Annotated in this window: 10 protein-coding genes; 2 read left to right on the top strand and 8 right to left on the bottom strand. The window is 66.1% G+C overall.

Features of this window, described 5'->3' with window-relative positions:
- Positions 1-497, bottom strand: a 497-nt coding sequence (locus FJY88_07380; GenBank protein MBM3287157.1) for a S9 family peptidase, incomplete at its 3' end; no start/stop codon positions are given.
- Positions 498-843: 346 nt separating this feature from the next.
- On the opposite strand from FJY88_07380, the gene FJY88_07375 reads away from it, so the two are divergent.
- Both FJY88_07375 and FJY88_07370 read left to right on the top strand, forming a co-directional pair.
- Complete coding sequence (locus FJY88_07375) at positions 844-2661, top strand: phosphoenolpyruvate carboxykinase (GTP) (GenBank protein ID MBM3287156.1); 1818 nt, start codon at positions 844-846, stop codon at positions 2659-2661.
- A gap of 10 nt (positions 2662-2671) precedes the next feature.
- On the top strand, positions 2672-4363 hold the full coding sequence (locus FJY88_07370; protein MBM3287155.1) for a carbon starvation protein A: 1692 nt from the start codon (positions 2672-2674) through the stop codon (positions 4361-4363).
- Here FJY88_07370 and FJY88_07365 read toward each other — a convergent pair.
- From FJY88_07365 to FJY88_07335, 7 genes are all read right to left on the bottom strand, one after another.
- Entirely contained in the window at positions 4344-4865 is a 522-nt protein-coding gene (locus FJY88_07365) for an Rrf2 family transcriptional regulator (protein MBM3287154.1), read from the bottom strand. The two genes, FJY88_07370 and FJY88_07365, sit on opposite strands and share 20 nt — an antisense overlap.
- Positions 4862-5551: a hypothetical protein gene (locus FJY88_07360; protein MBM3287153.1), complete on the bottom strand. Its 690-nt coding sequence runs from the start codon at positions 5549-5551 to the stop codon at positions 4862-4864. Before FJY88_07360 ends, FJY88_07365 begins: the two co-directional genes overlap by 4 nt.
- Positions 5548-6417, bottom strand: coding sequence for a hypothetical protein (locus FJY88_07355; protein MBM3287152.1), 870 nt, complete (start codon positions 6415-6417; stop codon positions 5548-5550). Before FJY88_07355 ends, FJY88_07360 begins: the two co-directional genes overlap by 4 nt.
- Positions 6414-7544 (bottom strand): dehydrogenase, encoded by a 1131-nt coding sequence (locus FJY88_07350; GenBank protein ID MBM3287151.1) that lies wholly within the window; start codon positions 7542-7544, stop codon positions 6414-6416. The genes FJY88_07355 and FJY88_07350 overlap by 4 nt, the downstream gene beginning before the upstream one ends.
- On the bottom strand, positions 7544-11002 hold the full coding sequence (locus FJY88_07345) for a molybdopterin oxidoreductase (protein MBM3287150.1): 3459 nt from the start codon (positions 11000-11002) through the stop codon (positions 7544-7546). Before FJY88_07345 ends, FJY88_07350 begins: the two co-directional genes overlap by 1 nt.
- A complete protein-coding gene (locus FJY88_07340; GenBank protein MBM3287149.1) occupies positions 11002-12858 on the bottom strand; it encodes a c-type cytochrome in 1857 nt (618 codons plus the stop codon). Before FJY88_07340 ends, FJY88_07345 begins: the two co-directional genes overlap by 1 nt.
- On the bottom strand, positions 12686-14182 hold a 1497-nt coding region (locus tag FJY88_07335), incomplete at its 5' end, for a DUF4405 domain-containing protein (protein ID MBM3287148.1). The genes FJY88_07340 and FJY88_07335, both read right to left, overlap by 173 nt.

Here is a 14182-nt window from a genome sequence, read left to right as displayed (position 1 = left end):
AGCCTTGGCCCCACGAGCCTGCGCGCAATCCCGTCGCTCAGCTCGGCCACCCAGAGTTCGATCCCCGAGGCTGTCGTGTTCGTGAAGGCGATCCTCTGGCCGTCGGGCGACCAGCTCAGGTTCTCGATCCTGGGACTTGCCGGAAGCCCTGCCACCGGTCTCTGCTCCCCATCCGCGATCCTGAGAAACGCGAGGCCGATCGAGGGGTTCGTCCTGCTCGCGCCGTTGGTCTGCGGCTTGATGCGGGTTCCCGCGAGGCCGATCTCCCTCTCCGCCAGCTCGGCGATCGAGGGATAGCTCGGGCGTTCGGCGACGAGGAGCCACTCTCGATCCGGACCGATGTGGACCAGCGGCGTTCTTGGGGCGTCGATGATCCGTACGATCGTGGAATCGGGAACCCTGTACGAGCTCGAGGAGGTCGCTTCGGTCGTCTCCGCCGGGGAGCGCGCCGCAAGGACGATGCACGAAAGGACAAGCGCCACGCCGATTCGGATCATCGCTCTCTCGCGTTCTCCGGGAGGCGAACGGCCGCGGGTCCGCGGCTCCGAGGAGGCCCGGAGTCCCTCCCGGGACGGCCCCGAGGCCTCGCAACAGCCTAGGTTACCAGCGCCGCCCGCACCGCGCCAGGATCCGCCGGGAGCCCGGATAGGCCGTGCAACTTGTGCTAGAGTCGCCGGGAAACGCCTGCCGCGGGAGGTTCAGACCCTCCGCGGCCGAAGCGGCACGGGCTTCCGGGATGGCGCGGCCGCTATCGACGCAACGGGTCTTTGGAGAGAGGATCATCCGACGACGGCGGCGGCAGCAGCCCCCCGGCATCGGATCGACCGAGTGAAAGGCGATGCGATGAACAGCCCGAAGAGCCCCGCAGGCATCGAGAAGAACCGCAAGCTCCTGTCGTGGATCGCGGAGACGACCGCGATGCTCCGTCCCGACTCGGTGCTCTGGTGCGACGGATCCACAGAGGAGTATCAGAAGATGCTGGACGCGATGGTCGCGACCGGAACCGCCATGTGGCTCAATCCGTCGAAGCGACCGAACAGCGTCATCGTCCGTTCCGACCCTGGGGATGTGGCGCGGGTCGAGGATCGCACCTTCATCTGCTCCCGGGCCGAGGAGGACGCGGGCCCCACGAACAACTGGGCCGACCCGAATGAGATGAAGGCGACCCTCAGGCGACACTACGACGGCTCGATGGCCGGCCGGACGATGTATGTCATCCCTTACTCGATGGGGCCGATCGGCTCCCCCATCGCGAAGATCGGTGTGATGGTGACCGATTCGGCCTATGTCGTCGCCAACATGCATATCATGACGCGGGTCGGCGCGAAGGTCCTCGAAACCCTCGGCGAGAGCGAGGACTTCGTCCAGGGGATCCACTCGGTCGGCTATCCGCTCGCCGACGCGAAGAAAGCCGACCTTCCCTGGCCCTGCGACGCGCAGAGCAAGTACATCACCCACTTCCCCGAGACGCGGGAGATCTGGTCCTACGGCTCCGGCTACGGCGGCAACGCCCTCCTCGGCAAGAAGTGCCACGCGCTTCGGATCGCCTCGGTCCAGGCGCGGGACGAGGGGTGGCTCGCCGAGCATATGCTGATTCTCAAGCTGACCAGCCCCAAGGGAGAGGTGAAGTACATCACCGGGGCCTTCCCGTCGGCGTGCGGGAAGACGAATCTCGCAATGGTCACCCCGACGATCCACGGCTGGAAGGTCGAGACCGTGGGCGATGACATCGCCTGGATGAAGTTCGGGACCGACGGCCGCCTCTACGCCATCAATCCCGAGGCCGGCTTTTTCGGCGTCGCCCCCGGCACGTCCGACCAGAGCAATCTCAATGCGATGAAGACCCTCCACGCCAACTGCGTCTTCACGAACGTCGGCCTCACGCCCGACGGGGACGTCTACTGGGAGCAGATGGGCGAGCGCGAACCTGCCTCCCTGATCGACTGGATGCGCCGTCCGTGGAGGCCCGGCTGCGGGCGCACGGCCTCGCACCCGAACGCCCGATTCACGGCGCCCGCCCGCCAGTGCCCCGTGATCGCCAGGGAGTGGGAGGATCCCAGGGGAGTCCCGATCAGCGCGATCCTCGTCGGTGGACGCCGGGCGACGGCCGTTCCGCTCGTCACGGAGTCTCTGAGCTGGCGGCACGGGACCTTCCTCGCCTCGATCATGGGATCCGAGAAGACCGCGGCCGCCGCCGGCACGGTGGGCGAGCTGCGCAGGGACCCGATGGCGATGCTCCCCTTCTGCGGATACCACATGGGCGACTACTTCGCGCACTGGCTGAAAGTCGGCGAGCGCGGGGGCGACGGGATGCCGCGGGTCTACTACGTCAACTGGTTCCGCAAGGGATCGGACGGCAAGTTCCTCTGGCCCGGCTACAGCGAGAACAGCCGCGTCCTCAAGTGGATCTTCGAGCGATGCGACGGGGCAGCGGGGGCGATCGAAACTCCCATCGGGCGGCTGCCGGCGATCGAGTCCCTCGATACCGCCGGCCTCGATGTGGCGCCCGCCGCGCTGAAGGAGCTGCTCTCGGTCGACACGGCCGCATGGAAGGCGGAGATCCAGTTGATCCGCGAGCACTTCGCCGCCTTCGGCGATCGGCTCCCCGCAGGCCTGAAGCAGGAGCTCGAGGAGATGGAGACGCGACTGAACGCGATCTGAGGATTGACGGATGAGCCTGCTTCCCATTGTGCTCGCCGGGGGAGCGCTTCTGGCGCTCGCCTACTTCACCTACGGGAGGTTCCTCGCCCGGGTCTTTCATCTCGACGAGCGCAACCAGACTCCGGCGCGGACGGTCGATGATGGGATCGACTTCGCCCCGACCAACAAGTGGTATCTCCTCGGCCAGCACTTCTCCGCGATCGCGGCGGCCGGGCCGATCGTCGGACCCATCCTCGCGGGGCTGATGTTCGGATGGCTCCCCGCGATGATCTGGATCCTCGTCGGCTCGATCCTGATCGGCGGCGTGCATGACTTCACATCTCTGGTCGCCTCGATCCGCCACAAGGCCAAGTCGATCGCCGAGGTCGTGCGACTCAACATGTCGCAGCGGGCCTACTATCTCTTCCTCGTCTTCATCTGGCTCTGCCTTGTCTATGTGATCATCGCCTTCACCGACGTGACGGCGAGCGCCTTCGTGAGCGGCGAAGAGGGGGAGGGCGTGGCCTCGGCGAGCATGCTCTACCTGCTATTGGCGGTGATCCTGGGCATCGTGATCCGCCGCACGCGCATCTCCGAGAACAAGGCGACGCTGATCTTCCTCCCGCTGGTCTTCCTCGCGATCTGGGTCGGCGGGCGATTCCCGATCCGCATGCCCTCGGTTCTCGGGCTCACGCCGAACATCGTCTGGGACTGGACCCTCCTCGCATACTGCCTCGTCGCCGCCCTGATCCCCGTCTGGACGCTTCTGCAACCGAGGGGATCTCTCGGGGGCTACTTCCTCTACATCACGCTCCTCGCGGGGGTGCTCGGGATCGTCTTCGGCGGGTTCCGTGTGCAGCAACCGGCGTTCCACGGGTGGAGCGCGCTCGGAAAGCCGGGCCAGACCCTCTTCCCTCTTCTCTTCGTCACGGTCGCCTGCGGAGCATGCTCGGGCTTCCACTCGATCGTCTCGACGGGAACGACGAGCAAGCAGCTGCGATCGGAGCCCGACGCCCGGGTTGTAGGCTACGGCGGCATGCTCCTCGAGGGTTTCGTGGCGCTGATCGCTCTCGCCACGGTCATGATGCTGGCCCCCGGGAGCGAGCTGCTCAAGAAGTCCCCGAACCAGATCTACGCATCGGGGATCGCAAGCTTCCTCGGCACGTTCGGCATCCCGCGCGAGCAGGCCTTCGCCTTCGGACTGCTCGCCTTCGCGACCTTCGTCTACGACACGCTGGACGTCTGCACGAGACTGGGACGCTATGTCTTCCAGGAGCTGACGGGGCTCAGAGGAGGAGCCGGCCGAGTGATCGCGACCGTGGCGACGCTCGCCATCCCCGTTCTCGCCGTGACGGTCAAGGTCCACGACGCCGCGGGGAACCTCGTCCCCGTCTGGCGCGTCTTCTGGACGCTTTTCGGGGCGAGCAATCAGCTCCTTGCCGCCCTGACCCTGCTCGGCATCTCGGTCTGGATGAAGAACCTGGGGAAGCCCTGGATCGTGAGCGCGATTCCGATGCTCTTCATGATGGTGATGACGGTCTGGGCCCTCGTCCTGATCGTGCGCCCCTGGATCGGGTGGATCGTGGGAGGGGCGGCCCCCGCCACGTTCGCGGAGGGCGCCGCCGCTGCGGTCCTCATCGCGCTGGCCCTGGCGCTCCTGGTCGAGGCGACGGCGATACTCGCGCGGAGGGGATCGTCGACGCCTACGGCCGATCCGGCGTAGATCGTTCTCTCGCCAGGACCGCCTGCGCTTCATCGCTGGCGGCCAGGGGGCACCCCTCTCGCTTCGCCGCAGAAGCCCGCCTCCTCGCGAGGCTACGCTTGCCCTGAGGCGTCCGGGTCAGCCCCGCGAGGGTCGTCCCCGCGAGGCTCTCGCGAAGTATCTGCTGGACGGGAGCCCAAAGGCTGTGGAGCATGCACGGCTTGGAGCCGCTGCAGACGGTCCTCCCCAAGAGGCACCCGCCGCGCAGCAAGGTCCGATCGAAGGGATCGACCACGTCGAGGAGCGTGATCCCCTCCGCCGGGCGAGCCAATCGGAATCCCCCCCCCTTGCCCCGCTGACTCATCAGGAGCCCTTCTCGGGCCAGAGTGGAAAGGATCTTGGTGAGGAACTGAGGCGGAAGAGAGAGCTCCCGCGCGATCTCCCGGTTGAGAAGCCATCGATCGCCCGCGCCGGCAAGAAGGATCATCGAGCGGATCGCGTACTCCGCGCTGCGCGAGATCAAGAGCCCGCTCCGTCGCCTGCGGCGCACCCGCTGCAGCCGTCGGCCTCGCCGAAGACTGCGCGAGCGCTCCAGACGGGGTGGCCTGTGTCTCCCACCCCGAGGCGATCGTCTCTCCAGGGGGATCGGCCCACTCTGTCCCTCAAGCACCGCATGGCAAGCAGAAGGTACTGGGGTCCGCGCGCGAGCTCGAGACGCCTCGCGATCGGGTCGGCCGCATGGCGGAGGTGGTCGCTGGCGAAGGCCCTAATGGCTGAGGCGGCGATCGCGCTGCCTTCCTCGTTCCCCGATGCGATTGCGAAGGCCTTCTTGAGATGGAGGAAACCGAGGAATCCCGACTCCACAGCCACGTGGTCGAGCGTGTCCTCGGATCGAGGCCGGTACGAGAAAAGCTGATACAGATTCGCGATCTCGGACAGGATTCTCCCTGGATCATCCAGCCGGTAGGCCACCTCTCTCGGCGAGGCCGCTCCACCGGGACCCAGGCAGCGCAAGTACTCCCCCTCGTTCGCCGACCCCGCCGCGGCAGCCGCGGCCGCCTTGAGCACCGGATCGGCAATCTCGCCCGCGAGCGATCGAGCCTCCTCCTCCCATCCAGATCGCGGCCGCTCCAGCAGGACACTCAGCAATCTCCAAGCGGCCGCCTCCCGCAGATCCGCGGCATCGACGACCCGCCGCGGGCCGCTCATCTTCCTTCCTCCAGCGAGATTGGGATCCAACCTGTCCGCATCTTCCGCGCTCCGGCCTCGCGATTCCCCCCCTCCCAAACCGCGAATGCTGCCTGCGCCCGCCCCGTGTGCGCGAGCGTCGCAGGGAGGGGCCTGCTGACCAGGACCACCCAGCTGGCCGAGGCGAACCTCCCCTTCCCATCCGAGAGCGTTCGTTCCGCCGGAGTCAGCGTGCCGGGCCCTGCGGCAAGCAGGTCCTGGACGGGACGATCGTGGGGTCCCGCAACCGGGTTCCCCACGGCGCGCGCCGGCGCATAGCGGGATTCCATCGCCGTCTGCTCTGAGGAGCCCGGTTCCAGGGACCCGGCCTCATAGGGGTAGTGGTCGACCTTCGCCCCCGGGTAGATGGCATGGATGTCGCGCGGACGGCCGTCGACCAGTGCCTGCCAGGCGGCGGACCAGAAGGCGATCTCGACGGGTCGACCCTCCTCTCCCATTTGCGGAGCGGGCAAGTCCGCTCCTCCCTCGACAGGGAACTGCACAGCGCAGGCGTCGCCGAACTTTCCCGGGGCGAGCAGATCGCTCCTGGTGGAGTCGTCCCAGCTCATCCGGATCGCGAGCCTCGATCCATCAGCGAGGGCCTGGATGCGGACGTGGGTCGTCGACGCTTCCAGCAATCGCGGCTCGACCATGTCCTGGAGCAAGAGCGTCGCAACGTGCACGGGGGCCTTCTCCCAGATCCGGTCCTCCGGATCCCCGGGCAGCGTCGCGACTCCGCGAGCCACGATCTCGGGGGTCGTCTTCTCGTGCCGCCCGCCGCAGGAGAGGAGAGCCAGGCAGCCGATGGCCGCCGACAGCACTGAGAGTCGCATGGCGAGCCTCCTCATGGCGTGTTCGTCCGCGTGACGCCGGCCGCCAGATCGAACGCCTTGCGGATATGAACCGGCTCCTTCATCGGGACGCGGAGAATCTCGGCGCCCGCCTCGGTCAAACCGATCACCGAGTCTCCCAGCCTCTTCCACCGGGGGACGATCTGGGGGGAGGAACCGAAGAGGGAGAGAAGCCCGACGAGATCGGGATCGTCCGGGGCCTTCCGATACGACTCGATTGCATGGTCCACCCCGGGGCCAAACATCATGCGCAGGAAACTCCTCGGCACATGCACCGGCGGGATGTAGTAGACGTTCGGCTCGAGCCCCCACTGCGGGTACAGGGGAAGAGCGACTTTGCGGATGTGGACCAGGTAGTCGACCGGGTTATCGGGACGGGCGTCCTCAGGGCGGCTGATCCAGCCGACGTGCCGGATCTTGCCGATGCAATTGACGAAGCACTGCGGCTGCTGCCCCATCTCGATCTTCGGGAAACACCCGATGCACTTCTCGGAAGTGCTCGTCATTGGATTGAAGAATGTCTTCTTGTAGGGGCAGGCCCTCACGCATTCCTGGTAGCCGCGGCATCGGCTCTGATCGATGAGGACGACCCCATCCTCTTGGCGCTTGTAGATCGACGACCGCGGGCAGGAAGCAAGGCAGGCCGGATAGGTGCAGTGGTTGCAGATGCGGGCCAGGTAGAAGAACCACTTCGTGTGGGGCAACTCCATGAAGGCCCCCGTTTGCAGCTCCGCTCCGGCCGAGTCGTCCTCGCCGACGTTCGGGTAGGCGTAGTCCAGTTCGTCTGGGCGCCATCCAAGGACCCGCTCCCCCGCTCCCGCGGCCTCGAAGATCGTTCTTCCCTCGTAGTGTCTTCCGCTCCAGCTCTGGCCGCCGAGCCTCTCGAGGAGTTGCACGTCCCACCCGAGGGGGTAGAAGCCATACGGCTTGGACTCCACGTTGTTCCAGAGCATGTACTCTTGTCCCTGTCCGGAGGTCCAGGTCGTCTTGCACGCCAGAGTGCAAGTCTGGCAGGCGATGCACTTGTTGGTGTCGAAGACCGCCGCGAACTGCTTCTTGGGCCGACTCTCCGGATACCAGTACGACATCGCCCGGTCGAGCTGCCAGTTATGCACGAGGGCCATCAGCTCTTCCCTCCCTTCTCCTCCGCTCCCGCGGCGAACCCGCCGGCGAGGTATTGCTTCATGGCCGCGCTCTCGTACCGCGGACGTAGCCCCGAGGCCGCGGGACGCCAGAGCCCCATGGCTCCCAGGCCTCCCGGCTCCGCGCGCGTGATCTTGACAATCGCCTCGCGCGGGGCGCCGGTCGGGCAATGCACGTCTGGGAGGAACCCCTTGTTGATCGTCTGGCCGAAGAGATCCTTCCGTACGAGCGAGTCGGTCATCAGCGTCGGCTTCAGCCAGCCCCTCGTCGCCGATTGATGGGACCCGCTTCGGAAGAGGGCGATGTAGCCGGAGCGCGGGTTCTTGGCGAGACCGTCGGGGCGTGCGCGGCTGCCCTCCACCGAACCGGGGGTGGCGCCGTACATGTTGAACCACATTCGCGTCACTCCTCGCGGCGTGCCCGGATAGTATCGTGCGCGGCAGAGGAGCCTGGAGAAGGCATAGTCCTTGGCGTTCCCCTGCCAACCTCGGAAGGGCCGATCACTCGGATCGGAATCGACCCAGACATAGTCGCCGTCCTCGACCGCGAGGCCCCTGGCATCCTCGGGATGGATATCAACATACCCCTCGCTCACGAACGGCACCCGCTTGTCGCGGCGATAGATGTCGCCGAAGGGCCCGAAGAGGAGCGCCACCATGTCTGTGTCCACAGGCAGGGTGTGGGAGCCGTGGCGGTACTTTGGGGTGTGGAAGATGAACCTGTAGCCGTCCTTCGCGAGCGGGTGCGCGGTTCTCCTCGTCTCGGCCCAAGTCAGAACGACGTTTCTTCCCTGCCGGACCTCGCAAGAAAGATCCCCGCGCTCCACCCCGTAGGCAGCCGGCCCGGCTGGCCGGAGGGCCTCATGGGGCGGGGCGACGATCACATTCGGCTCATAGAAAGTGGAGTCGATCGGTTCCCTATGGACCGGGAGGTTCTCCCCCGCCTCGATGAACTCATCCTCGTCGCGATAGAACTCGAGACGGCCGGACTTGGTGTACCAGGGGCGGGAGTCGGCGACCTGCTCGTACCCGACGCTCTTCGGATTCGTCCGGCCCATCATCAGGGCGGGCACACCGCGCTGCGCCTTCTCCTCGAGGTCCAAGAAACGGTACCCGCGCGCATTCGCTGAGCCGTCGATGATCCGCTGCAAGTAGACGTCGGCTCTCTCTTCGTCGACGAACTTCCAGCAGTCGACGAAGCGGCTGTCGCCGGTCAGCTCGGCGAGCGCCCGTCCGACCATCGCCAGGATCTCGATGTCCCCTCTCGAGTCGAAGATCCGCGGCAACGGGCTTCGGGGGAAGACATTCAAGAAGGGATTCGTCACCGAAGCGGTCATGTCCGGGTGCTTCATCTCGCACCAGGAATCGACTGCGAAGACGACGTCCGCCCATTCGCAGGAGGTCGACCACCACCATTCCTGCACGGCGATCATCTCGATTCGCGGCAGAACATTCACGACCGTGTTGTAGTGCCACTTCACGTTCCCGAGGATCGAGTTCGCGTTCGCGAACCAGAGGGACTTCGTCGGCGCAGGAATGTGGGTCTTGCCGGTCAGCATCTTGTGCCCGACCTTGAGCGCGTGGTCTTCGTGGTTGTAGTAGTGGGCTGATTCGGGGCGCCAATACTGCTTCACCTTGGCCGGCTTCGAAGGATCCAGCTCCAGATCGAAGGGATTCTCGTTGATATACTGTGGCGCGCCGTTGAAGAGGGCCACTCTGTAGTTGCCGGCGTAGGAGCCCACGTTGCCGGAAACCTTGCCGACATTCCCTGTGAGTGCCGCCAGGAGAAAGAGGGCCCTGTCCTTGTTGTCATTGTTGAAGAACTGGTTCGGCCCCATCCCGATCGCGAAGAGGGTCTTGCCCGGGCTTCGGGCGATGTGGCGGGCCAGGCGCTCCACGGCTTCGGCGGGGGCCCAGGTCAGCTCCTCGGTCGTCTTCGGGTCGAAGTGCGCGATATATTCCTGGATGAGATCGAAGACCGGGCGGCAGCGCACCGTCGAGCCGTCGGCGAGCCGGATCTCCACTGTGCCCTCGATGAGCGGGTCCTCGACTTCCGAGTGGACCCCGACCTGATCGCGCGTGAGAGCCCTCGGCGATCGATCCCGTCGGTCGCACCAGACGTAATCGCCCCATTCCGATCGCAGCGCCGCGGGAATGAGCATTTCGTCCTGCTTCCCGGGAGGCGGGGGCTTCTCCCCGTCCGCGAGGACCTTCGTCTGGTTGGTCAGAGGGGCCGGCACTCCCCCGAAGACCTCCCCCGCCTTCAAGAACTTCACCGTGTCCATCCGCACCAGCGCGGGGAGATCGGTCCACCTCCGAACATAGTCATCGTCGTAGAGCTTCTCGCGCAGGATCACGCCAGCAAGCCCCAGGGCAAGCGCCGGAGTCGTCCCCGGGCGAACGACGATCGCCTCATCCGCCTTGCTCGAGGTCGCGGAGTACTCGCAGGCGATCACGACGACCTTGGTTCCCTTCAGACGCGCTTCCGTCAACCAGTGGGCGTCCGGCATCTTGGTCGTGATCCAGTTCATTCCCCACACGACGACGGTTTCCGCATGCTCGACGGCGTGAAGGTCGAACTCGACGGTCTGCTGGCCCGTAACCATCGGATGACCCGGTGGAAGATCGGTGTGCCAGGAGTAGTTGTCGAATCCCCTCCCGCCCAGCGCGTCGCCGGGTTCCACCCCGCGGATCTTCGCGTCGAGAAGCGCCATCGAGTTGGCCATCCTGTAGAGGCCGAACACCCGGGTCAGACCGAGGAGCGGCATCCCCCCGCGGAACTTCATGCACTGGGTGCCGGCGCCTTTCATGACGCCGATCATCTCCTCGCCGTATCCCTGAGCCTTGAGCCGCTCGGCTCCCTCGGCGCCGGTGTAGGTCCGCGCGATGTTGTCCATGGCGCGGGCCACCAGTCTGGCCGCTTCCTCATGGCTGACCCGGACCCACTCGTCGCGGCCTCGATTGAAGTACTCGGCAGGAGGCAATCCGTTCTCGCCCCGCGGGAAACCCGAGTCGACCCATCTCTTGAAGCCAGCCCTCACCATGGGATGGCGCAGCCTGCGGTCGCCGTAGAAACGCCGGGTGAGAGCGAGCCCCTTCTGACAGATACGCGGATCCCAGCGATGCGAGCTTCCGTTGCCGTCCTGGTCGACCGCCTCGCCGTAGCGCATGCTGGGGCCCACGCGAGTGACGACGCCGGATCGGACGTAGGCACGCAGCAGACAGTTGTGCGTGTCGTTTGGGGCGCATACGAAGCTGAATTCGGAGTCGTAGCGCCAGAGATCCCTGTAGGCGCGCTCCCAGTCCTGGCTCGGATAGCTGGCCAGCGGGTTGTCGATCGCGTCGAGGTCCCAAGCGCGCGAGGCGGACGCAAGGGACAGCTCGAAGCCCGCGGCCGCGGCGAGCTGCATGAATCCTCTGCGGGTTAGCCGGTCGTTCATTACTGCTTCACCTCCCAGGTTCGGATGAAGGCGACGAGCTGCTCGATCTCGCTCGGCGCGAGGGCGCTGGAGACGTTCGTGCCACTCGCGAAGCCCGTCATCGACGTGCCGCCGCGTCCGCCCCGGATCGTCTCGAGCAGGTAGAGATCCGAGGCGCTCGACAGAAAGACCTGATTGTTGAGCGCGGGCCCTTCGCCCCCCTCTCCCCCAGGGCCATGGCAGAGGGAGCAGTTGGCTTTGTAAAGGGACTCGCCCCGAATCGCATCTGCGACGATCCATCGACGGGGCCCGCTGTCGCCCGCGAAGGGCGTCCCTTCTCCAAGCCCGCGGATGTGGCGCACGATCCCGTCGATCTCGGACTCGCTGAACGGCCCGCCGGGAGACCCCCATGCGGGCATCCGGCGCCCCGGCCGGCCGGACCGGATCGTGACAGCCAAGAAGGAGTCCGACGCGATACTCAGGAAGTCTCTTCCCCCGATGGCTGGGAAGGGAGGCATCCCGGCATAGCGCATCCCCCGTCCATCGGCCCCGTGACAGGCGGCGCAGAAGGCGCCATAGAGCGTGGCGCCGTCCGAGGCGAACTCGCGCGCGCCAAAGCGCTCGGCGCGGATCCGATCCTTCGGCCAGAAGGCCTCGGGCAGCTCGCTTCGCCGCAAGGAGAACATATAGAGATTGAGAGCCTCGATCTGGGTCTCGCTCAGCCCCATCGACGGCATCAGGGACCCTGGGACGACCTTCCCCGGAGCGCGGAAGTGCTCGGCGAGGTAGTTCTGGACGGTGCGCTCGCCCGGCACGTGATCAAAGACCAATCTGCCGGGATCGAGCTGCCCCACGCGAGTGAGGTCGGGGCCGTCGTCCCCTCCGATTCCCCCCACTTTGTGGCAGCAACGGCATCCGAGGGAGTGGAAGAGCGCCTTGGCCTCGATGAGCCCCGGGGCTCCGACGCGGGAGGAGAGAAAGATGTCCAGAGCTTGCTGGTCGTCTTGGGAGAGGGAGCGGACCGCCCCCCTCCAGACGGCAGCGGCGGGCTCGCCGCTCCTGCTCACGTGCTTTCCATACCATTTCTCATCGAATCCCACCGCTCCGGCGCGGGAGAGGTCAGGCCCTTCCATTCCGCCCGCCGCTCCCGTGCGCATCGTGCCGCCCCGACCGTCCAGTCGGTGGCACGAGAGGCAATCCGATCTCTCGAACAGCGCCCGTCCCTGCTCCAGCCTGGCCATGCTCGGCACGGCCAAGTGCGTGTGGCAGGTGCCGCAGCCCGCGTAGGCCTGTCCGGCCGGGATCATCGGCTCGGGCCAGAAGGAGACGTCCCCGTGCGCAGCAGCGCTCTCGGTGGCCCGCCCCTGCCCCCCGTGGCAGACGGTGCAGCCGATGTCGGCGGGGTCATGATGAACATTCGGATGCTTGGAGAGAACCCGGTCGCCCGAGATGCCCTGCTCCCCCGGCGCCATCCCGACGTGGCAGCTCACGCACCGGTCCGAGACGCGGAGGCGTGGGACAACGATCTGTCGGAGCTGGACGCGGAAGTCCCGCCTGCTCTCGGGCGGGAGAGCCTTGGCATACGATCGCTGAATCCTCTTCCACTCCTGCAGCCAGTTCTCCCGGACGGCCGCCGATCCCAGGAGCGCCAGCGCGGCCAGACTCGACACGAGCAGGAGGATCTTGTTCGCGCGCGAGTGCATCTCAGTGCCCCGGCCAATCCGATGGAGACCAGAAGAAGTCCCAGTTCGGACCTCGGAAGTGCACTCCGATGACGGTAAGGACGACGAATCCCGCCAAGAAACATGTGAAGAGCGCCATGGCCCCTGCCCTGACCGAATCGAACCTCCGGATCGCCCACAACGAGAAGATGGCATACAGGAGAGTGAGGACGGTTCCTGGATTGATGAGCGTGATCAGGAGCTGGGGAGATTCGGGCCACCACTGGCGGATCCAGCCGAAGCGGATGGCGAAGGCCTCCAGCAAGATCACCGAGCCCAGGCCGAAAAAGGCGGATCTGGCAACGACCCGCCTGCCGCCCGGCCCTCCGAACCACTCCCCCGTCCCCGCGATCTCCCTGTCGAGGTACGGGATGAGGAGGAGTCCCAGGATCACGACCAGCGGGATCCCCATGCCGCCCATGAATGCGGAGTAGGACACCAGCTCCTGGAGTCCCAGGAAGTACCAGGGGGCCTTGGCCGGATTCTCGGGAACCGCGGGATTCGCGAGCTCCTTCAGCGGGGCGTCCCGCAAGAGCGCCAGGGCGAGACAGGCGAGGACGGTCATCATGAAGACCGCCGCCTCCGCATAGAAGAGATGGGGCATCGCCGGCACGCAGTTCTCCGGGCCGTTCCCCACCGCCGGTGTCCGGCCTTTGACCACGGCCGCAAGGTGGTAGGTCCTCTGGGGCGCCTCAGTGAAGACGGGGTAGGTGGCGGGAGTGATCGGCGGCAGCCTGAGATCGGCGTCCGCGGGGCGCGTCAGCCCCCCGTCCTTGCGCACCCTCCACATATGTACCGACAAGAGGACAACGAGGGCGAGGGGCAGGATCATCACATGAAGGAGGTAGAAGCGGATCAGCGATTCCTCCCCCACTTGATCCGAACCGAGAAGAAGGAGCTTCTGGATGCCGCCGAGATCGAAGAGGTGTGTGATCCCCAAGGCGTCCGTCAGCTCCCGGGGAGATTGTGCGATGTTCGCTCCTATTGTGATCGCCCAATAGGCGAGCTGGTCCCATGGAAGCAGGTAGCCGGTGAAGGAAAGCCCGAGGGTGACCACCAGCAGGAGCATCCCGATCACCCAGTTGAACTCGCGCGGCCGACGGTAAGCGGCAGTGTAGAAGACGCGGGCCATGTGCAGCAGGACGAGGACGACCATGACATTCCCGGCCCAGCGGTGGATGTTCCGGATGAAGCGGCCTGTCGGCACAACGAAGTGGATGTCCTTCATCGACAGATAGGCAACGTCCGGATACGGCTTGTAGTAGAACATGAGGAGTACGCCTGTGATTAAGGTGACCAGGAAGGCCGCGGCGGCCGCGATCCCGAGACCCATCGTCGTGGACCAGCGCAGCGACCACCTGTGGACGCGGACAGAGTGCACGTGCAGGAAGAGGCTCGAGAAGACAAAAGCGGACCGACTCCGGTCCGTTGCGGGAGAGCCCGAGCGAAGCATCGAGTCGCGGAGCTCCCGCGGCGCGCG

The organism is Candidatus Eisenbacteria bacterium, from assembly GCA_016867495.1.
Classification (GTDB): Bacteria; Eisenbacteria; RBG-16-71-46; order CAIMUX01; family VGJL01; genus VGJL01.
This window is presented reverse-complemented; position numbering and strand designations above follow the sequence as displayed.

Coding starts and splice junctions, on each gene's coding strand:
- FJY88_07360 (MBM3287153.1), bottom strand. CDS start 5,551: ATGAGCGGCCCGCGGCGGGTCGTCGATGCCGCGGATCTGCGGGAGGCG.
- FJY88_07355 (MBM3287152.1), bottom strand. CDS start 6,417: ATGAGGAGGCTCGCCATGCGACTCTCAGTGCTGTCGGCGGCCATCGGC.
- FJY88_07350 (MBM3287151.1), bottom strand. CDS start 7,544: ATGGCCCTCGTGCATAACTGGCAGCTCGACCGGGCGATGTCGTACTGG.
- FJY88_07345 (MBM3287150.1), bottom strand. CDS start 11,002: ATGAACGACCGGCTAACCCGCAGAGGATTCATGCAGCTCGCCGCGGCC.
- FJY88_07375 (MBM3287156.1), top strand. CDS start 844: ATGAACAGCCCGAAGAGCCCCGCAGGCATCGAGAAGAACCGCAAGCTC.
- FJY88_07340 (MBM3287149.1), bottom strand. CDS start 12,858: ATGCCATCTTCTCGTTGTGGGCGATCCGGAGGTTCGATTCGGTCAGGG.
- FJY88_07370 (MBM3287155.1), top strand. CDS start 2,672: ATGAGCCTGCTTCCCATTGTGCTCGCCGGGGGAGCGCTTCTGGCGCTC.